The organism is Proteus sp. CA142267, assembly GCF_003336825.1.
GTDB classification, from domain to species: domain Bacteria; phylum Pseudomonadota; class Gammaproteobacteria; order Enterobacterales; family Enterobacteriaceae; genus Proteus; species Proteus terrae.
On sequence record NZ_QPMG01000001.1, the window covers coordinates 59,286 to 81,000 of the forward strand.

19 protein-coding genes are annotated in these 21,715 nt (G+C 37.5%); 12 read left to right on the plus strand and 7 right to left on the minus strand.

The genetic code is table 11. From position 1 onward, the window contains the following. Window positions 1–12: 12 nt before the first annotated feature. Both C0T34_RS00300 and C0T34_RS00305 read right to left on the minus strand, forming a co-directional pair. On the minus strand, window positions 13–483 hold the full coding sequence (locus tag C0T34_RS00300) for a YaiI/YqxD family protein (RefSeq protein ID WP_098942878.1): 471 nt from the start codon (window positions 481–483) through the stop codon (window positions 13–15). A 69-nt stretch (window positions 484–552) separates the two neighbouring features. Further along, window positions 553–768, minus strand: a complete 216-nt coding sequence (locus C0T34_RS00305; RefSeq protein WP_109849487.1) for a hypothetical protein — start codon at window positions 766–768, stop codon at window positions 553–555. Window positions 769–1,086: 318 nt separating this feature from the next. On the opposite strand from C0T34_RS00305, the gene C0T34_RS00310 reads away from it, so the two are divergent. From C0T34_RS00310 to fhuB, 10 genes are all read left to right on the plus strand, one after another. Continuing rightward, on the plus strand, window positions 1,087–3,225 hold the full coding sequence (locus C0T34_RS00310; RefSeq protein WP_109849488.1) for a TonB-dependent receptor: 2,139 nt from the start codon (window positions 1,087–1,089) through the stop codon (window positions 3,223–3,225). Between the two features lie 53 nt (window positions 3,226–3,278). Next, complete coding sequence (locus tag C0T34_RS00315) at window positions 3,279–4,106, plus strand: ABC transporter substrate-binding protein (RefSeq protein WP_269816359.1); 828 nt, start codon at window positions 3,279–3,281, stop codon at window positions 4,104–4,106. Window positions 4,107–4,146: 40 nt separating this feature from the next. Continuing rightward, complete coding sequence (gene hutW, locus C0T34_RS00320) at window positions 4,147–5,466, plus strand: heme anaerobic degradation radical SAM methyltransferase ChuW/HutW (RefSeq protein WP_109849825.1); 1,320 nt, start codon at window positions 4,147–4,149, stop codon at window positions 5,464–5,466. Window positions 5,467–5,505: 39 nt separating this feature from the next. Continuing rightward, complete coding sequence (hutX, locus tag C0T34_RS00325) at window positions 5,506–5,997, plus strand: heme utilization cystosolic carrier protein HutX (protein ID WP_098942873.1); 492 nt, start codon at window positions 5,506–5,508, stop codon at window positions 5,995–5,997. Window positions 5,998–6,003: 6 nt separating this feature from the next. Then, window positions 6,004–6,630 carry an NAD(P)H-binding protein gene (locus C0T34_RS00330; protein ID WP_109849489.1) on the plus strand — a complete coding sequence of 209 codons (627 nt, stop codon included), beginning with the start codon at window positions 6,004–6,006 and terminating at the stop codon, window positions 6,628–6,630. A gap of 260 nt (window positions 6,631–6,890) precedes the next feature. Then, window positions 6,891–8,489 carry an ABC-F family ATPase gene (locus C0T34_RS00335; protein WP_088495593.1) on the plus strand — a complete coding sequence of 533 codons (1,599 nt, stop codon included), beginning with the start codon at window positions 6,891–6,893 and terminating at the stop codon, window positions 8,487–8,489. 290 nt (window positions 8,490–8,779) lie between these two features. Beyond that, window positions 8,780–10,864, plus strand: a complete 2,085-nt coding sequence (locus C0T34_RS00340) for a TonB-dependent siderophore receptor (protein WP_109849490.1) — start codon at window positions 8,780–8,782, stop codon at window positions 10,862–10,864. A 74-nt stretch (window positions 10,865–10,938) separates the two neighbouring features. After that, a complete protein-coding gene (locus C0T34_RS00345) occupies window positions 10,939–11,721 on the plus strand; it encodes an ABC transporter ATP-binding protein (protein ID WP_109849491.1) in 783 nt (260 codons plus the stop codon). Next, a complete protein-coding gene (locus tag C0T34_RS00350; RefSeq protein WP_098942865.1) occupies window positions 11,712–12,620 on the plus strand; it encodes an iron-siderophore ABC transporter substrate-binding protein in 909 nt (302 codons plus the stop codon). Before C0T34_RS00345 ends, C0T34_RS00350 begins: the two co-directional genes overlap by 10 nt. After that, entirely contained in the window at window positions 12,610–14,577 is a 1,968-nt protein-coding gene (gene fhuB, locus C0T34_RS00355) for a Fe(3+)-hydroxamate ABC transporter permease FhuB (RefSeq protein WP_109849492.1), read from the plus strand. Before C0T34_RS00350 ends, fhuB begins: the two co-directional genes overlap by 11 nt. A 64-nt stretch (window positions 14,578–14,641) precedes the next feature. Here fhuB and C0T34_RS00360 read toward each other — a convergent pair whose 3' ends face one another. After that, entirely contained in the window at window positions 14,642–15,301 is a 660-nt protein-coding gene (locus tag C0T34_RS00360; protein ID WP_239450310.1) for an MFS transporter, read from the minus strand. A gap of 13 nt (window positions 15,302–15,314) precedes the next feature. Further along, a complete protein-coding gene (locus C0T34_RS00365; RefSeq protein WP_098942861.1) occupies window positions 15,315–15,911 on the minus strand; it encodes a TetR/AcrR family transcriptional regulator in 597 nt (198 codons plus the stop codon). Window positions 15,912–16,062: 151 nt separating this feature from the next. On the opposite strand from C0T34_RS00365, the gene C0T34_RS00370 reads away from it, so the two are divergent. Beyond that, window positions 16,063–17,565, plus strand: a complete 1,503-nt coding sequence (locus C0T34_RS00370; protein WP_109849493.1) for an MFS transporter — start codon at window positions 16,063–16,065, stop codon at window positions 17,563–17,565. 3 nt (window positions 17,566–17,568) lie between these two features. Here the strand turns inward: C0T34_RS00370 and C0T34_RS00375 are convergent, their stop codons facing one another. Both C0T34_RS00375 and accA read right to left on the minus strand, forming a co-directional pair. Then, window positions 17,569–18,456, minus strand: coding sequence for a LysR family transcriptional regulator (locus tag C0T34_RS00375; protein ID WP_109849827.1), 888 nt, complete (start codon window positions 18,454–18,456; stop codon window positions 17,569–17,571). Between the two features lie 78 nt (window positions 18,457–18,534). Further along, on the minus strand, window positions 18,535–19,497 hold the full coding sequence (gene accA, locus C0T34_RS00380; protein ID WP_088495584.1) for an acetyl-CoA carboxylase carboxyl transferase subunit alpha: 963 nt from the start codon (window positions 19,495–19,497) through the stop codon (window positions 18,535–18,537). 302 nt (window positions 19,498–19,799) lie between these two features. Here accA and ydeE point away from each other — a divergent pair, with 302 nt between their 5' ends. After that, window positions 19,800–20,987: an efflux MFS transporter YdeE gene (gene ydeE / locus C0T34_RS00385; RefSeq protein ID WP_109849494.1), complete on the plus strand. Its 1,188-nt coding sequence runs from the start codon at window positions 19,800–19,802 to the stop codon at window positions 20,985–20,987. Window positions 20,988–21,085: 98 nt separating this feature from the next. Here the strand turns inward: ydeE and C0T34_RS00390 are convergent, their stop codons facing one another. Continuing rightward, window positions 21,086–21,622: a metallophosphoesterase gene (locus C0T34_RS00390; RefSeq protein ID WP_109849495.1), complete on the minus strand. Its 537-nt coding sequence runs from the start codon at window positions 21,620–21,622 to the stop codon at window positions 21,086–21,088. Window positions 21,623–21,715 lie beyond the last annotated feature (93 nt).

Here is a 21,715-nt window from a genome sequence, read left to right on the forward strand (position 1 = left end):
TATTAAAAGCATTTATTGCTGATTAAATTGAGCGCGCTTTTTTTGTTGCAAAAGCCACTTATCTAATTCATTGGCAAAAAGTTGGCGGTCACGTTGACTTAAACTTGCGGGACCTCCAGTTTGAATACCGCTTGCTCTCATCGTATCCATAAAATCACGTATATTTAGACGTTCCCGAATAGTTGCCTCAGTATAACGTTCGCCCCTTGGATTTAGAGCGACTGCGCCCTTTTCTATGACTTCGGCTGCTAATGGAATATCAGCGGTAATAACCAAATCATCTTTATTAGTACGGCGAACAATTTCGTTATCAGCAACGTCAAACCCAGCAGAAACTTGTAATGTACGTAAGAAAGGTGATGCGGGTACGATTAATCGTTGATTAGCAACAAAAGTAATAATCACTTTTTCTCTATCTGCTGCACGATATAACACTTCTTTGATTACTTTTGGACATGCATCAGCATCAACCCATATAGGCATAACAACACTCTCTTGATTATTCGGTATTAAATGGTCTGTATTTATGGTGTTTAAAATAACACATTAATCCTAACTAAGTGATTGAAGCTTTGCTCTTTCTCGTTTTTCTGACTGTTGATTAGCCCAGATACTGAGTAATATTACGATCATGCCTAGAATTTGTAAGCTCGTTAATTGTTGCCCTAACAATGTCCACCAGCCTAAAATAACCGCGCTTAGTGGACTTAAAAAGCCTAATGAAGCCACAGAACTTAGTCCTAATAATGCAAGCCCTCTAAAAACCAATTGCTTAAAGTTTTTCTTAAAACATTAGAATAGTATTTTATCCGTTTTTATTTTCTCTCATTTAACCTAACTTTCTCGATAATGAAGGTAAGAATATAGACTGAGTGTCTTTACTTACCTTCTTTTCTTTACTTGCTTAAAAACCCTTCTATTTGTGTTATTTTTGTTTATTTAAGCATCTAATATGCATGAAATCACACTTTTACTTTGATTTAAATCAAAGGTATATTCTATTTGCTATTTTGTGGTTGATGAATACCAAAACTTAAATTATAAAGCGAATGATAATCATTATTGATCTCATTAGGATCCGCAATTATGTGTATTCAATTTAAGTCTTGCTTCGTATTATCTGCTTTAACACTCTCACTCTCTCAATATGCTATTGCTGATAATGTTTCACCTAAAGAAGAAACACTGGTTGTTACTACAACACGTAGCGCATCTTCGTTATGGAATAGCCCAGCTACCATTCAAGTTATCGATAAAGAAACATTAACTCAATCGACATCTTCTTCTATTGCAGACCAATTACGTGATATCCCAGGTGTTGAAGTCACGGATAATAGCCTTGCTGGCCGTAAACAGATCCGCATTCGTGGAGAAGCCTCATCACGCGTGCTTTTGTTGGTCGATGGGCAAGAAGTGACCTATCAGCGAGGTGGTCAAAACTTTGGTGCCGGTATTTTAATTGATGAATCTGCACTAGAGCGAATTGAAGTGGTTAAAGGCCCCTATTCTGTGCTTTATGGCTCACAAGCTATTGGCGGTGTAGTGAATTTAATTACTCAAAAAGGTGGCGATAAGCCTTTTGGCGGAAATGTGAAAGTTGTTTATGACTCAGCCACAATGGGATGGCGAGAGTCTGCGTTAATTTCAGGTACTATCGGTGATTTTGAATATCGCCTTAATGGAAGTTATGCCGACCATGGCGACAGATATACGCCTGATGGGCGTTTACCTAATACGCATTTTAGAAATAACGGTCAAGGTGCATGGTTAGGCTATAAAGTGGATAAACATAAGTTTGGCCTTTCACTCGATCGTTATAATTTATCGACACAATCTTATTACGCGGATGAAGGAAAGTATCAAGAGTTTAGCGTTAAAGTGCCTAAACTTGAGCGTGAAAAAGTAGGTTTATTTTATGACTATGATGTGGATGCTGATTATTTCAAAAAACTTCATATTGATGCTTACACACAGCGTATAGAGCGAAAATTTGAAAACAGCGTGGGTATTGTTACACCAACAGGTAGCCCAAAGATTGGGAACCTGACGGTTAAAAACAGAACCCAATCGGAAGATACACAGAATACTTATGGCATGAATATGCAGGCAAACTTTACGTTACCTGCAAATAATGAATTAATTTTAGGCGTTCAATATCAACAAGATAAAGTAAAACAAACCTCTGTTGGTCAAACATCTTCAAATAGTACAACAGGCTTCCCTCCAGCCGTAAATTACGAAAAAAAATCTCTGTTACATAATCGTAGTCAGCAAACTAATGTGTCTGTTTTTGCCCAAAATGATTGGAAAATAACAGAGGATTGGTCATGGACAATGGGCGCCAGGCAATATTGGTTGAAATCAGAATTACAAGATGGTGATGAAACTGTTCATCATAATAGAACAGGAACAAGTTATAAGACATTGGGTTCTGATCCTGTAAGAGATAACGCATTTATTGTGTCATCTAATTTACGTTATTCTGGATTCAAAGATACAGAATTACGTCTCGCGTTTGCACAAGGTTATGTTTTCCCAACGCTTGTCCAGCAATTTATGAACACGACTGCTGGCGGTGCGGTGACTTACGGTAATCGAGATCTTGACGCTGAACACTCTAATAATGTGGAATTTGGTGCGCGTTATAAAGGGAATAATTGGTATATCGATAGCGCGATTTATTATTCTGAAGCCAAAGATTACATCACATCTCTTGCCTGTGCAGGCGAATCAATTTGCGAAGGAAATAGCAAAACAGGACGAGCAGATTATTTCTATTATGACAATATCGACCGCGCTAAAACCTATGGGATGGAAGTGATGGCCCAATACCAAGGTTGGTCAATTACGCCTTATGTTTCTGCCAATGTGATGCGCCGCCAATTTATTGGTTCAACATTGAAAACATGGGATACCGGCGAACCTACATTAACGACTCGCTTTGGCGCTAAACATTTATTATTGCTCGATAATATGAATTTAATGTCAGATTTGTATTTAAGAGCAGCAACAAAAGCGAAAGATCATAGCAACCCCGAAAACAAACAGCATTATGCCGGTTGGACAACGGTTAATCTTTCATTGAGTACGGAATTTGGCAATAACGATCAATACCGTATCAACTTTGATTTAAATAATATTTTAAATAAACGTTATCAAACGGCTCATGAATCTATCCCTGCTACGGGTATTAATGCTGCAGTTGGTCTGACATGGGCATTTTAATTATGAAAAAAATAGTGATCGCATTCAGCTTATTATTGTTACCTTTTAACTTAATGGCAAAAGATAACAATAATAGTGAGCGTTGGGTTATTGCCGGTGGCTCTATCACAGAATTAGTTTATGCCATAGGTGCTGGCAATAAGGTTGTTGGCGTTGATGAAACGACGTCTTATCCTGAACAAACGCAAGCATTGCCTCATATCGGATACTGGAAACAGCTAAGTACAGAAGGAATTTTGTCTTTACGCCCTTCTACTTTTGTAACTTGGGATGATGCTGAACCTAAAATGGTATTACGCCAACTGGCACAGCATAACGTAAAGGTGATTTCCTTACCAAGAACACCCGCCACATTTGAATTGATGCTTAAAAATATTCGTACACTAGCGATTTCATTAGATAAACAAAAGGAAGCAGAAGCATTAATTGATTCTCTTCAATCTCGTTTAGCCGAGATCAACGCTAAAAATAATCAAATTAAGCAAAAAGTAAAAGTGATGTTCTTTCTTTCACCTGGAGGTGGAATTCCTCAAGTTGCAGGGAAAACCAGTGTCGCTGATGCCATTCTTCATTTAGCCGGCGGAGAAAATATTGCCACGCACGAGAACTATCGTATTTATAGTGCTGAGGCGATTATTGCTGCTAATCCAGAATTAATTGTTATTACAACACAAAGTCAGAAAACCCAAGCCGATGGATTAAGAGCCTTTGAAGGGCTTGCTTCTGTACCTGGTGTTTCAATGACCCAAGCATGGAAAAACCAACGCATTATTGAAATTGATCAATCCCTTATTTTGGGAATGGGACCTCGTATTGTGGATGCCGTGGAGTTATTGCATCAACAGTTTTATCCCGCTGATCCTGTTAATGATAATAAGTAGGAATGATTTAATAATGAAAGAGTTAGTCGCAACACATAGCATGCAATCTTCGACTGAAATCGATCTTACTCCCCATTTTGCACTTGAGGGTGATAGCCCTTTTCGCGATAGACATGCCACAATGCCATGGAGAGGCTCTGTACCTATTGCAAAAGAAGAGCACCAATCAACATGGCAAGCTTTATTAGAAAGCAAAACCCCTGCGTGTAAACGTTTGTTATATATCCACATTCCTTTTTGTGCAACTCATTGTACGTTTTGTGGCTTTTATCAAAATAACTACCATGAAGAAGCCTGCACGCGCTATACCGACGCATTATTGCGTGAGATATCGGCTGAATCAGATAGCTTACTTTATCAGTCAGCACCAATTCATGCTGTTTACTTTGGTGGCGGAACCCCTTCTGCATTATCAGCAAAAGATCTCTATCGAGTGATCACGCATTTGCGCCAATCACTTCCTTTAGCACCAGATTGTGAAATTACGATTGAAGGCCGTGTTTTAAATTTTGATGATAATCGAATTGATGCTTGTTTAGATGTAGGTGCAAACCGTTTTTCTATTGGTATTCAAACCTTTAACAGCAAAATTCGTAAACGAATGGCAAGAACATCAACGGGTGAAGAAGCCGCTAAGTTTATGAAAGGGCTTTGCTTACGTGATAGAGCTGCCGTGGTGTGCGATCTGTTATTCGGATTGCCGGGACAAAATGCGGTGAATTGGCAAGAAGATCTCACTATTGCTCACGATATTGGTTTAGATGGTGTCGATCTGTACGCATTAAATTTGCTACCCAATACACCATTAGGTAAAGCGGTTGAAAATCAGCGAGTCACTGTGCCAACGCCGATAGAACGGCGTGCGTTATATCTTCAAGGCTGTGATTTTATGGAGAATGTGGGTTGGCGTCAGATAAGTAATAGCCATTGGGCTAGAACAACTCGTGAGCGCAATCTCTATAATTTATTAATTAAACAAGGCGCGGATTGCCTTGCCTTTGGCTCTGGTGCTGGTGGTTCGGTTAATGGCTATTCATGGATGATTGAGCGTTCACTGGATAGCTATTATCAAAAAATTACAAATAACCAAAAGCCTTTAATGATGATGAGTCGTACAACTGACAGTGGTTTTCGTTGGCGCCATGAATTACAAGCTGGCATTGAGTGCGGGCGTGTTGATTTAGCAAAATTAAGTCCGCAAGCGACTCTGCTCTCCCCTTTATTAAATCAATGGTATCAAGCTGGTCTTATCGAAGATGATTTTCTTTGTATGAAACTCACTAATGAAGGTCGGTTTTGGGCAAGTAATTTGCTGACATCCTTACAGCAATTAATTTTGCAATTAAATACACCTCGCTAATTTTATTACCCTAAATATTAATTAAAAGATGGAAACAACATCATGAATATAGAACTACAACAATTTTTAATGACTGAGCCTGATGGAACGCTGGAAACTATCGCTACGCAATTTGATACAACCTTGTTGGAAGTTGTGAGACATTTGCCATCACGCTCATTAATGAGTGGTGAGCAATTCGATACAGTGTGGGATAACGTGATGAAATGGGGTAATGTCACCACACTTGTGCATACTCAAGATGTTATCTTAGAATTTAGTGGCGAATTACCGAGTGGTTTTCATCGTCATGGCTATTTTAACTTACGTGGCAAAAAAGGAATGACAGGCCATATTAAAGCCGAAAATTGCCAATATATTGCAATGATCGAGCGTAAATTTATGGGAATGGATACCGCCTCTATCTTATTTTTCAATCAAGAAGGCGTTGCAATGTTTAAAATCTTCCTCGGTAGAGATGAACATCGTCAATTATTGCCACAGCAATTATCAGCCTTCCGTCAATTAGCACAACAATTAAATAAGGAATAATTGCGCGTGAAAACATGGGTTATTTTTGGCGCTGGCGGTAAAGGTATTGGCGCATATATTGCAGATATTGGTGTTACACAACAACGCCCTATTGTGGCTTTAGTCCGTTCCGAGGAAGCGGTTAATCGTTTAGAAGACAAAGGGATAAAAACCGTTATCGGTGATGCGATTGATGCTAAAGCTGTTGAAGCTGTTTTAACATTAGCAGGAAAAGAAGCAGATATTATTTCCACAATGGGTGGTGAAAATGATTATCTGGCTCATCGAACAGTCATTGATATTGCGGAAAAAATGGGTTTTCAACGTATGTTAATGGTTTCATCTTTAGGATGTGGTGATAGTTGGGTTGCCTTATCTGACAGAGCAAAAGCAGCATTTGGTCAAGCCGTAAGAGAAAAATCATTGGCTGAAGTGTGGTTGCAAACCAGCCGTTTTGATTATGCAATAGTAAGACCGGGTGGATTACTTAATGGTGAAGAAACGGGCAAGGCTCAGCTTTATCAATATGAAGAGACTCATGGTTTAGTGAATCGCCGAGATGTTGCGCGTTTAGTGACTCAGCTTCTTGAGGCTGAGCTTCTAGATGACCAAGTTTATGCTGTGGTTGAACCGGGTTTAGTACCTTCTAAATAGTTACTAAGTGGTTACCAAGTCGTTGCGTGCGTGGTGAATATATTACGTTTCAAGTTAAGCTCACCATTAAGAGATAACGTATTTGCGTTATCTCTTTTTTTTACTTTTATTATGGGCAATAACTCACAATACGATGAGTTTTTCTCTTACAGCCAAAATTCCTTAACAGACATTCGTCACTTTACTGTCTTAATAGGGGTAACTTGTGGCATAATGCCGCCCCATTACCTTTTGTCATTCACTAATAATGAGTATTCGTCTTGTTAATCAGCAATAATATCACTATGCAGTTTGGCTCAAAGCCACTGTTTGAAAACATTTCTGTCAAATTTGGTGGCGGAAATCGCTATGGTTTAATCGGTGCCAACGGTAGCGGTAAATCAACCTTTATGAAAATTTTAGGTGGCGATTTAGTGCCAAGTAGTGGCAACGTATTCCTCGATCCTAATGAACGTCTTGGTAAACTAAAACAAGACCAGTTCGCTTATGAAGAGTTTACTGTGCTTGATACCGTGATTATGGGGCACACTGAACTTTGGGAAGTGAAGCAAGAGCGTGAACGCATCTATAGCTTACCTGAAATGAGCGAAGAGGATGGTTTACGTGTTGCCGATCTTGAAGTGAAATTTGGTGAAATGGACGGTTACACTGTTGAGTCTCGTGCTGGCGAATTATTGCTAAACGTAGGTATTCCATTAGAACAACATAATGGCCCTATGAGTGAAGTGGCTCCGGGTTGGAAATTACGTGTGTTACTTGCACAAGCTCTGTTTGCTGATCCGGATATTTTGTTACTGGATGAACCGACGAACAACTTGGATATTGATACCATTCGTTGGCTTGAGCAAACGCTAAATGAACGTAATAGTACCATGATCATTATTTCCCATGACCGTCACTTCCTAAATATGGTATGTACGCACATGGCTGACTTAGACTATGGTGCGCTTGCTGTTCATCCGGGTAACTATGATGAATATATGTTTGCTGCAACTCAAGCGCGTGAACGTTTATTAGCCGATAATGCAAAGAAAAAAGCACAAATTAGTGAGTTACAATCTTTCGTAAGTCGCTTTAGTGCTAATGCTTCTAAATCACGCCAAGCAACCTCTCGCGCTAAGCAAATTGAGAAAATTCAATTAGCTGAAGTTAAAGCATCTAGCCGCCAAAACCCATTCATCCGCTTTGAGCAAGAGAAAAAATTATTCCGTAATGCGCTTGAAGTGGAAAATATCTCCAAAGGCTATGATGATAATGCCCCACTGTTTAAAGACGTCAATATGATGCTTGAAGTGGGCGAAAAAGTTGCCATTTTAGGTAACAACGGTGTGGGTAAATCGACAATGATCAAAACATTAGTTGGTGAATTAACACCGGATACTGGTCGTTTAAAATGGTCTGAAAACTCAAACATTGGTTATTACGCACAAGATCATGCAACTGATTTTGAAGTCAATATGACGGTGTTTGATTGGATGAGCTTATGGATGAAACCAGAAGATGACGAGCAATCTGTACGTAGCGTATTAGGTCGTTTACTGTTCTCTCAAGATGACTTGAAAAAATCAGTTCAAGTTTTATCGGGTGGCGAAAAAGGCAGAATGTTATTTGGTAAGCTTATGATGCAAAAACCAAATATTCTGATTATGGATGAACCAACCAACCACTTGGATATGGAATCTATCGAATCACTGAATATGGCATTAGAGCTTTATCAAGGTACTTTGATTTTTGTTTCTCATGACCGTGAATTCGTAAGTTCATTAGCAAACCGTATTATTGAAATTACACCTGAAAAAGTGACTAATTTCCAAGGAACTTACGATGAGTTCCTTGCGAAGAAAGGTGTCACACTTTAATTTCATAACCAAATTAAAGTAATAAATAGTAAAAAGGCTCGATATTATTTATCGAGCTTTTTTATTTTGGCTTTAGCCAGTTTAAGTCGCGTCAGCGTCTTAAACATAAAACCACCTGCTTTGCAGGTGGCATTCAAGGGTTATACCAAGAAAAACACCTTCCGTTACGAAATAGTTAATTAACCCAAGAAGTTATCATTTATAGACATTTTTGCATAAATTAATTTACCTTAGTATCGATTATATGAATAATAGTGTTAATAGTAATCATTATTATTCGGTGACTTATTGTGATTGATTTTTATGCATTTAAATTGAAACCGGTGGCATTACTCTGCTCTGCCACCCTTCCTTTTATTTTGACTACACAGGCTTTTGCAGAAGAAAAAGCAAAAACGGAACAAGTTGAGAAGCTTGTCGTTAGTGCTCAAGCGCTAAAAGTAAATACCAGCTTGCAAGAAACGCCTAAATCCGTTTCTGTCATTTCCCAAAAAGATCTCGAAACACATGCCCCTCAAAAACTTGATGAAGCCTTACGTTATACCTCTGGTGTTGTTTCTCAGCCCTTTGGTGCCGATAACGATACTGACTGGCTTCGTGTGCGAGGGTTTGAAGCTGCAACTTATTTAGATAACAGTCGCCTTTTTCGTGATGGTTATTACACATGGCTACTTGAGCCTTATGGTTTTGAACAGATTGAAGTGGTAAAAGGTGCATCAGCTGTATTATTTGGTGAATCGACACCCGGTGGTGCGATTAACGTCGTACAAAAGAAACCCAGCTTTAAGCCTCAAAATGAAGTATTTCTTGAGGTCGGAAATAATGATCAGCGTGGGTTAGGCTTTGATGTTTCAAGTACAACTGATGATAAACGTGTGCGTTATCGTCTTGTTGGCTTAATGAAAAAATCAGATGGGGAATTATCTCACACTGATAGTGAGCGGATTTATCTTGCGCCAAGTGTTGCGATTAATCTAACTGACGATACATCACTGACCTTTATGGCAACCTACTTGCATGATGATGGTACACCGACTAATCCTTTTTTCCCGGCTGCCGGTACATTAATTTCATCTCCTTTTGGTAAAATTAAACCGTCAACTAACTTAGGTGAACCGGGATACGATAAATATAAACGTACTCAAATTTCAGCAGGTTATTTATTAGAAAGTAACATCAACGATGTTTGGTGTTTTTCTCAACGTCTAAACTATGGCTATAACGATCTGTTATTGCGTAGTGTCTATGCATTCCCTAATTCAGATATTACGGCAACAGAACTTGGTCGTGGCATCGTTTTCCGTGATGGTAAAAACCAAAGTATCTCTTTTGATAATAACGTTGTTGGTGAATGGGATACGGATAATTTCGAACATACCTTATTAGCGGGTGCTGAATTGCAGTATCACCAAACCAAAGGTGATGAGCAAGATAATTACAGCTTTGGTACGATTAATCCGTGGAATCCTATTTACGGCAAATATACCCCACTTAACCCTGCTGATAATATCAATCGTACCATTGATAAAACTCAATATAGCCTTTACTCACAGTATCAAACTAAATTTGATAGCCGCTGGGTTGCAATGGCGGGTATACGTCAAGATTGGGTGAAAACAGAAAATAAAGCTCAAGCAAAAAATGAGGATAAATCACGCACTGATAGTGAATTTAGCCTCAATGCAGGATTAATGTACCTAGCAGATAACGGTCTATCTCCTTATGTGAGTTATTCCGAATCTTTTGAGGTGATGAGTACTATCGATCCTGCAACTAAAGATCTGTATAAACCATTAAAAGGTGATCAAATTGAAGCCGGGGTAAAATATACACCTGATTTTATGGATGGTTATTTTAATATTGCTTGGTTTGATATCACACAGAAGAATGCACTAGTTGCAAATCCAATGACTTCTGTTTCAACACAAGCTGGTAAAGTGACATCAAGAGGTGTTGAAGTAACAAGTGAAATGCAATTAACGGAACGTTTAGCATTAAAAACCAATTACACCTATACCGATATGCAAACCGATGACACTGGAAATAGAGGTAAACAACAAGCCGGTTTAATTCCTAAACATACTGCATCTGCTTGGGGTAGTTACACTATTCCAATTACGGGAACCCAAGATTTAACTTTAGGAACGGGTGTGCGTTATTTAGGTAAATCTAAAGATAATCCTAAGAACAGTGATTTAACCGTACCTAGTGCAACATTATGGGATATGGCTGCAATCTATAATTTCAATAAACAGTTGCAATTACAGTTAAATATCAACAATATTCTAGATAAAGAATATCTTTCTGGTTGTGATTATTACTGTTATTACGGGCAATCTCGCTCTGTTTTATTGAATGCTAAATATCGTTGGTAATTTTCTTTATTATTCCGTCTTTTGTTGTTAACCATACAATAAAAGGCGGAATATCATTTTATAAATGAGTGACCATGTTTGAACTCTCAAATATTCAAATGGATCGCGGTGGACGCACTATTCTATCAATTCCCTCACTGCGTATTTCAGATCTAGGATTAACCATTGTGCTTGGTCATAATGGCTCAGGTAAATCGACTTTGGTCAGTTTATTATCAGGTCAGCAAGCTCCAGATAGTGGATCTATTACACTAAATAACAGCAATATCTCACATTATAAGCCCCGCGATCTGGCTAAACAGATAGCCTTTCTCCCCCAAAAGCTTCCCGCTTCAGCTGGATTAACTGTCAGAGAATTAGTGCGTTTAGGACGATTTCCTTGGCGTGGAACATTAGGTCGTTGGAATAAAAAAGATGATGAAATTATCACTATAGCAATGGAAAAAGCGGGAGTTCTTCCTTTTGCGGACACACTCGCCGATGATTTATCGGGTGGTGAACGTCAACGAGCTTGGGTTGCAATGTTACTCGCTCAGCAATCACCTATTTTAATTTTAGATGAACCAACATCAGCACTAGATATACATCATCAATATCAACTAATGGAATTGTTGAGTGAGTTAAACCAGACTCAGCATGTTGGTATTATCATTATTTTGCATGATCTTAACCTCGCCTTGCGTTATGCCACTCATATTATCGCACTTAAAAAAGGCGAAATTGCGTTTGAAGGTGAGGCCTCATTACTTTTTGATGATGAGCGACTTTCTGCTCTTTATGAAACACCAATAAAGCTGATTGAGCACCCTGATAATCAAGGTTCACAACAACATAAGGTGGCAGTGGTATGCGTGTAATATTACAAAAAATAGTTAAATCACTGTTTTTTTATCTGGCTATTTTATTTATTACTCCCATTGTTAATGCTGCGCCAAATAACAACAAAATACCACAACGTATTATTGTTTTAGATTGGGATTTACTGGAACAAATATTAACGCTGGATGTTATTCCCGTAGGTGCAACGGAAATTGCTGGGTATAACCAATGGGTAGCTCACCCTATAGCCCCAAATTCTATTGAAGAAGTGGGTATGCGGGCAGAGCCTAATTTAGAAAAAATAGCATCGTTAAAGCCGGATCTTATTTTAGCGTCTAGCTCACAACAAGATTTATTACCTGTATTACAAACTATCGCTCCCGTTATGTATTTACCTAATTTTTCTCGTCAAGATAATGCAGCTCTGGTTGCTTTAGCGCATTTTAATACCCTCGCTACCCTTTTGGGAAAAGAAGCGATTGCCCAACAAAAATTAGCTGAGATGGAGAGTACTTTTGCGCAATTAAAAGAAAAAATACAACAGTCATTTATTACGTTGCCAGAAGTAGAAGTGATCCGTTTTTCTACATTAACATCCGTCTTTTTATACACAGAAAACTCAACAACTGAATATGTAGTTAATAAGCTGGGATTGAAATCGGCAATATCTTTATCTCCTCAACCTTGGGGAATTGATCAGCGAAGAATGAATGTATTACAGCAGGTTAAACAAGGCTATGTCCTTTATATGTTGCCATTCCCCGATGAAAGTAAACTGCAAAAATCTGTGTTATGGCAAGCCATGCCATTTGTTCAGAATGGACATTTTCATTCAGTGAAACCTGTATGGAATTATGGTGGAGTAACATCGTTAACGTTAATGGCAGAAGCAATTACCGAAAGCTTATTAGATATGGCACCGAATAATGAAAATTAAGCAATATACTTTCTATTTTTTGGCAATCATCTTATTAAGCATTATCAGCTTACAAATTGATAATTCTCTTTCATTATTTCGCCAATGGTATTTATTGGGAAACTCAGAAATACACGCTCCATTTGCTGATGTTTTTTTTATTCATGCACAATTACCACGTTTAGCAATGACATTGCTTATTGGGGGGATCTTCGGTGTTGTCGGTAGTTTAATGCAGCAATTAACGCAAAATAACCTGACATCGCCATTAACATTAGGAACTTCATCAGGAGCTTGGTTAGCTTTAGTTATTGTTAATATCTGGTTCACCGATTGGGTTGCGGATCACAGTGCATTAGCTGCGACAATGGGCGCTTTATTCGCGTTTGGTCTCGTGATTATTATTGCCAGTATTCGCAATATGACCGGCTTACCTCTCGTTGTTTCCGGTATGGTTGTGAATATATTATTAGGTGCTATTGCAACCGCATTAGTGACGTTAAATTCTCAATTCGCTCAAAATATATTTATGTGGGGAGCTGGAGATTTAGCTCAAGATGGTTGGGATACTTTTTTTTGGTTATTACCTCGAATTACACCTATTTTACTTATTTTTATTTTTGCGCCTCGCATTCTCACACTATTACGTTTAGGTCATGAAGGCGCAACAGCTCGAGGGCTGTCTGTTTTACCTGCATTTGCCTTTTTTATTATATTAAGTACTTGGCTAGTTTCTGTCTCTATTACCGTTGTTGGGGTGATTAGTTTTATCGGATTACTTGCACCTAATATTGTTAGAACATTAGGCGCAAGAACTGCTCGCCAAGAGCTTATTGCAAGTGGCCTAATGGGAATATGTTTATTACTTATTACGGATAGCTTGGCGATATGGGTTGGTCAGTGGATTAATACCGTTATTCCAAGTGGTGTTACCGCGGCCGCAATTGGCGCACCTGCATTAATTTGGTTTAGTCGTAAAAAAATGCGGGCTCAAGATCAGCTTTCGATTTCTATTAATTTTCAGACTAAAACAGTATCAAAATATACGGTGCTAGGAATATTTGCATTATTAATAATCGGATTGGCTCTTACGCTTTTTATTCATATTAATGAGCAACAGTGGTTTTGGGAAATGCCTTCTGTTTATCAATGGGCATTACGATCTCCTCGTTTATTGACTGCGTTATTTGCGGGTATTGCTTTGTCTATTGCTGGTGTTATTTTACAGCGTTTAATTTATAACCCATTAGCTAGCCCAGATATTTTAGGTGTTTCATCAGGCGCTACTTTCGCATTGGTTTTTTCGAGCTTAATTTTAGGGAGTACCTTACAAACATCACAGTGGGGAGTTGCACTATTAGGTAGCTGTGTTGTTATGATTATTTTATTAGTCCTAGGTAGAAGGCACCAATATGCACCTGCTAGCTTAATATTAACGGGTATTACATTAACTGCGAGTTTAGAAGCCTTTATTCAATTCTTCTTAGCTAAAGGCTCTTTAAGTAGCTATAAAATACTGTTGTGGTTATCTGGCTCGACTTATCGCGTTAACAGTGAACAGGCTCTCTATTTTGCATTTGCGGTCACATTGATTGTGGGAAGCGTTTTTTTATTAACGCGCTGGCTTGCCTTAATATCAATTGGTCGAGGTTTTGCCTCAGCTCGTGGATTACACATAGAGCGTGCCAGTATTATTTTATTAATCATTGTGTCCTTGTTATGTGCCTTAGTGACTTCAACAGTAGGTCCTATCGCTTTTATTGGCTTAGTTGCTCCTCATATGGCGATATTACTTGGTGCTCAAAAAATTAAATCACAATTGATTGTTTCGGGGTTAATCGGTGGAACCTTAATGGTTTGGGCTGATTGGCTTGGGCAAATATTTATTTATCCTGCACAAATTGCAGCAGGAACTTTAGTGGCGATTTTAGGCGGTAGTTATTTCCTATGTTTAATGTTGTTAAATCGTAGCCGTTGATTTGAAAAGCCTAAGATATCTACACTAATTTTTACTGATATTCTTAGGCTTTGATTATTATTAACTAGGCATAACTTTTACTGTTTTTATTGCTTTTATGATTAATGCGTTGAAAGCCTAAAAATGCAGTTAGCATCACTAAGGCACTCGCTCCAATTGCAACCCAAACACCAGATTGAACTCCAGAGTAATCAACAAGTTGTCCTGTTAATATTGCACCAATTGCTGTACCTACATTTAATCCTGCAAGTAACCATGTCATTCCCTCTGTAAGCCGATTTTCGGGCACACTCTTCTCAATAAGTGACATTGTCACGATTATCATAGGTGCAAAGAAGATCCCTGAAATTAATACGACTAAACTTAAGCTATAAATAGAGCCTACAAAAACAAGAGGCAAAATAGTAAGGAATGTTGCGATGCCACCTAAGTATAATAAACGGTGTAATGGTGTGGATAATTTTAATGTGCCAAAGAATAAACCGGCAAAACAAGAGCCTATTGCATAGGCTGATAATATAAGGCTTGCACCTGCGGGTGTTTTTTGAGCATTAGCAAAAGCCACACTAAAAATATCAATGGTACCTACAATTACGCCCATAAAAATCATAATAACAGTTAAGATTTTTACGAGAGAAAAACGGATCACAGATTGTGTTTTATAAGGTGTTAATTTTGAAGAACCCTTTTCTCTTTTAGATACACAATAATGTGACGTTGTCACGATAAGCTTTGGTCTATTTTAGTAGCTGAGTAAATTGCTGATATAGCATATTACCTAATGTTTTTGCGGTATATTCTTCACTATGACCTAAATTATCAACAGCTGCATGCATACCATGATAAATCAATGTGCTGGTTAATTCTGGTTGTGTAACGTGCCAGGTTTTATTTTCTGTACCTGAAATTAACAGTGATTGAATTTGCTGTAATGCTCTATTTTCATGAATATTACTGCTTTGATGAAAAACTTGATGAAAAAGCATATCGTGTAATTCTTGTTTTTCAACATAAGCAATAACGCTGATTTCACACCATTGTTTTAATTTTTCATGATGATCTTGTTGTGAGCAGGCATTCATTGCGTTATCTATTTTATTTAAATACCAATCCATATAGCGTGTTCTGAGCGCATCAAGAACGTCTGTTTTAGCAGAAAAATAGTGATAATACGTCCCTTTTGCTACCCCTGCTTTTTTTACGATATCGCTAACGGTTGTGGCATCAAAACCTTTATCAAGAAATAACGCTTCTGCTGAATTCATTAATTCTTCTAAACGAACCTCTGCGGGTTTTGTTCTTGGTTTATCTGTTGTTTGTTCTTCTAATGACATGCTTATCTCCCTCAAAGTCGCGTGTAAAGAGTACTCTATATTAAAACTACTCACAATGATGATAAATGAAACTCATTATCATTAACAGTTGACCGACGGTCAGTCGAGTATTATTATGCCAATATTATTCATCATTAAGGCAATAAAACTTATGACTTATTTAAAACGACTGTCACTTATCTGTGCCATTTGTTTAGGCACTTTTATGGCAACTCTTGATATTAGTATCGTCAATGTGGCTCTACCAACTATTCAAAATGATATTCATGCTGATATGGCAACCTTACAGTGGATTGTTGATGCTTATGCGCTTTGTCTATCAGCCTGTATTTTGTCATCTGGCCCTTTAAGTGATCGTTTTGGACGAAAAAAAGTGTGGCTATGGGGTGTGATTATTTTTACATTAGGTTCAATAATTTGTGCGATTGCACAGCAACATGAAATACTAATCCTTGGACGTATTATTCAAGGTATTGCCGCCGCTGCACTTATTCCAGGCGCATTGTCTTTAATTACTCACGCTTTTCCTATTGATATTGAACGCGTTCGTATCATCGGAATTTGGTCTTCCGCTAGTGCGTTATCACTCATCATTGGCCCTATTTTAGGTGGGGTTTTAGTTCATACTAGTGGTTGGGCGAGTATATTTCTTATTAATATTCCTATTGGCATTATTACCGTATTGTTAGGTTGGTATGGATTAAGTGAGAGTGCTGATCCTGAAAATGTTGCTTTAGACCCCTTCGGTCAATTAACCAGTATGTTGGGATTAGGATTGCTGACTTATGGCTTAATTGAAGCTGGCTCTGTTGGGTGGATACATTATAGAACCCTATCAACACTGATTGTAGGTGTTATACTTCTTACCCTTTTCTTAATAATAGAAAAACGTGTTGAACGTCCATTATTACCACTGGCTTTATTTAAAGATCGCACGTTCTTTCAATATAATCTTTCTTCTTTTACCTTGGGTTTTGCCACATATAGTAATGTATTTTTTATCGCTTTCTTTTTGCAAAAAGCACAAGGCTGGAGTGCATTAGAAACAGGTTGGAGAATGGCGCCAGAGTTTATTGCAATGGCGCTATTCTCTATGTCTTTTGGGAGACTCTCTTCTTATTTCTCAGTCAGAAAATTGATGATTTGTGGTTTCTTATTTATCGCCATTTCTTCTTGTTTATTAGCGACATTAGCAACTAATAGCTACTATGGAATAACAGGAAGCTACCTCTTTTTATTAGGTGCCGGAATGGGATTATCAACGCCAGCAATAGGTGCTTTAGTGATGAAAAGTGTGCCACCATCTCGCTCTGGTATGGCGTCGGCAACTATGAATACATTAAGACAAACCGGTATGACAATGGGAATTGCTTTATTAGGTACATTGATGGTGCAACAAGCAATCCATTATATGGTTATTCAAAGCCAAGTATTGGGAATATCTGTAAATTATATCGATATTGTCAGTTTAGTGACTGAAAATACGATAAATAATTTAGACAAAGGATTTGTCACTTTGTTACCAGAGGCATTTAATTCTGGATTTGCTTATGCGATTGCAACCGCCGGGATCTCATGTTTTGTGACACTATTTATTGTGCTTTTTCCTGTTAAAGCAAAACATACTGCACTTACTCAAGAAATCACAGATTAATATTTATAAACGCTGAGCGAGAAACTCAAGAAAAGACTCAATATTACGTGAAAGAGAGCTACGAGTTGCATATATTGCCACTAAATTAATTGTTGCGGGTTGTTGAGGAAACTCAATAGCCCGTAATTTTCCCGCTTCAATCATATCAAGACAGCAATGTTCGGCTAAAATAGCAAATCCCAACCCTTTTAATACCGCTGATTTTGCCAATATGGCACTATTTACTCGGTAATTGCTGTTAATGGTTATTTTGATCGGTTTTTTATCTCCATCCATAAATATCCAAGGTTGCCCTTCTAGTGCGCTTAAACTAGAAATACAAGGCAATTTGCTTAATTGTTCTATATGTGTGGGTATTCCTGTTTTTTCTAATAATTCATTAGATGCCACAACAATACTGCGCCATGATTTAATTAAGCGAGAGTGATAGCTACTATCTGCTAAATTTCCACGATGAAAAGTTAATAATAAATCAATATCATCATCGATGATATTTCTTGGCATTAATTGGGTATCACATTGAATAAGTAAATTAGGATGAAGCACAGCAAAGTCAGCTAAAATATCACCAAGTAGCTCACTACCATATTCGCTAGGAATAGTTAAACGAAAAGTGCCCGTTAATGGCCCATCACTAGTGATATTGCTGACAACATTATCCAACTCGGTTAAGGTTTTCTTTCCTTGTTGATAGAGTGTTCTGCCTTGTTCAGTAAGGCGCATCTTTCGAGTTGTTCTATCAATAAGTTTACAATTGAGTTGCTGTTCAAGCTGTTTAATTGCACGACTGATATTTGAGGTAGGCATAGATAATAGCCGAGCAGCGGCTGCAAATTGCCCTTGATCTGCTACAGCAGAAAAAATACGTAATAAATTAAGATCGATTTGCATAAATAATTCACTGTCTACGGTATTTCTATTACTCAATATAGGCAGTGTATCATTCATTCTCTTTTCTCTCGTTAATAATTAACAGTAACCATGAGACATGAGTTTTTGATAGCGTTTATCTAAAAGTTCTTCGGTTGAGTAGCTTTTTAATAATGCTAAATCAGTTAATAACTGTTGCTTAAGAAATTCTGCAGCTTGTTGGTGATCACGATGGGCTCCACCTAATGGTTCGGGAATAATGGCATCGATAATGCCTAATGCTTGTAATTTAGGAGCAGTCATTCCCATCGTTTCTGCTGCAATTGGTGCTTTATCAGAACTTTTCCATAAAATAGAAGCACACCCTTCTGGTGAAATTGCTGCATAAGTGCTGTATTGCAACATATTAACTTTATCACCAACACCAATGGCTAATGCACCACCGGAGAATCCTTCACCCGTAATAGTACAAATAATCGGTGTTTTTAATCGTGACATTTCAAGAATATTGCGAGCAATAGCTTCTGCTTGTCCGCGCTCTTCAGCACCGACACCAGGATAAGCGCCTGCAGAATCAATAAAAATAATGACAGGTAGATGAAAACGCTCTGCCATTTTCATTAAACGTAATGCTTTTCTGTAACCTTCTGGCGATGGCATACCAAAATTACGAAGAATTTTTTCTTTTGTATCACGGCCTTTTTGTTGCCCAATTACCATGACTGGCATTTTGTCTAAACGCGCTAAACCCGCAACAATCGCTTTATCATCGGCATAAGCTCTATCACCCGCCAACTCCTGAAAATCAGTAAAAATCGCTTTAAGATAGTCAAGAGTATATGGGCGCATAGGATGACGAGCGAGTTGTACAATTTCCCAAGCACCTAAATCAGTAAAAATAGATTTTGTTAGCGAAAGGCTTTTCTGCCTTAAACGTGCAATCTCTTCATCTAAATTAATACCTGTTGGTTCATCTTGAGATTGCTTAAAGGTGAGCAATGCATCTATTTTTTCGTCTAATTCCACAATAGGTTTTTCAAATTCAAGATGAATAAAAGACATAATGACCTCAGATTTAGTGCAACAAATAAAACAGTAATTAGGTTAGTTTAGAAAAAATAATAATGTGGTGATAGAGAGGAATTTGATAAATACTATTATCAAAAATGGGATAATTAAATATTACTACAAGATCAGCAAGAAAAAATACAAGATCAAAAAGAGCTTTTTTGCTGACTTAAAGCTATACAGTAATTAGTAAGTCATGTATTAATATACAGTGTGAATTTGTTCTTTTTTCACCCGTAGAAAACGCATAAATTATAAAACACTCCATAAAATACAAATAATTAGAAAAAAATAATATGTTCTCAAAAAAAACACGATCAACAACTGCATTACTATTTTCATCACTTCTTCTCACAATAGGAAGAGGTGCAACATTACCGTTTATGGCGATCTATTTATCGCGGGAGTATCAATTACCTGTCGATGATATTGGTATTGCTATGTCTATTGCATTAACAACAGGTATTTTTTTCAGCCTTGGCTTTGGAATGCTTGCTGATAAATTTGAGAAAAAACGTTATATGCTACTATCTATTATAACGTTTATCTTTGGTTTTGCCGCAATACCGATGGTTCATAGCACTGTTTTAGTGGTTATCTTTTTCTCGGTGATTAACTGCTCTTATTTAGTATTCTCAACTGTGTTAAAGGCCTATTTTTCTGAAATTTTATCGGTTTCAGCGAAACCTAAAATATTCTCTTTAAACTATACCTTTATTAATATGGGATGGACGGTTGGTCCTCCGATTGGCACTTTATTATTAATGTATGGAACTCAATTACCCTTCTGGCTTGCGGCTATTTCTGCTAGTGTTCCACTTTTTATGATCCAGTTATTTGTTCAGCGTTCTAAAGCAATAAATGCGGGTGAAGAAAATAGTGTGAAGTGGGACCCGAAAATAATGCTAAAAGACAGAGCATTAAGTTGGTTTGTACTCTCAACTTTTTTCGGTACATTAACATTTGGCTCTTTTGCGTCATGTATTTCACAATATATTTTAGTAGTTTACGATGCAAAGTTGGCAGAGTCTGTTATTGCGGTTGTATTACCTGTAAACGCAGCCATTGTCGTCTCTCTACAATATATTGTCGGTAAACATGTTACAGCCGAAAGGCTACGTAAATTAATGACGCTTGGTACGCTATTTTTTATGATGGGCTTACTTGGTTTTATGTTTGCGGGCAACAATTTAGTCTTTTGGGCATTAGCTATCGCTGTATTTACCTTGGGTGAATTAATTTATGCACCTGGTGAGTATATGATGATTGACAACATTGCCCCATTAGGAATGAAAGCAAGTTATTTTTCGGCTCAGTCATTAGGTTGGTTAGGTGCCGCACTTAATCCATTAGCCAGTGGTTTTATTTTGACTTCATTTCCTCCTGTCTCTTTATTTGCGATTTTAATGGCGATTTGTGGTCTTGCTTGGTTTTGTATGATCCAAGGAATGAATGTAAGTCAAAAAAGAGCCATTGCACTGTAGTTTGGATGGTTAATTAGCATAAATAAAAAAGACATCCTGATGGATGTCTTTTTTATATGGAATTCTTTGCGAGTAAACCACGGCTACTAATAATAAGGTTATTTAGATGTTCTTCTTAGTATGGTTTCAATGCTAATGGGGAAAAAGTCATTCACATCGACACCGACATTAATTGCATTTTTTCCTAAAACATCTAAACGTTTACGTTGAGAGGGATCTTTTTGTGAATTATGAACATGGCCATATAAATGAATAGAATCACGGAAAAAACCTGTCCACTCCAATATAGGGTAATGAAACATCACAATTTTTCTTTTTTTATAATCCAACTCAAAATAATCTTTTACCCATTCAAATGCTGATGCATCAAATTCCGGATCGTCTAGAAATTTGTCGTGATTTCCACGGATAAGGTACTTTTTACCTTTTAATCGACGCAAGATTTGATTGGCATCTCGCCCTGTTCCTCGATAAAGAAAATCACCTAAAATGTAGATTTCGTCATTATCAGAGACGTAAGCATTCCAATTATGAATTAGAGTATCATTCATATGACTAACACTATTGAATGGGCGATCACAAAGATTGAGGATGTTTGAATGGCAAAAATGTGTATCAGAAGTAAAATAAATCATAGTAATTTCTTAATAAGTAATAGAATTCTCAACCTTAAGAAAATATTTTCCCTCGGTCTGTATAGTGATATTTTTTCAAAATAATTTCCTCCT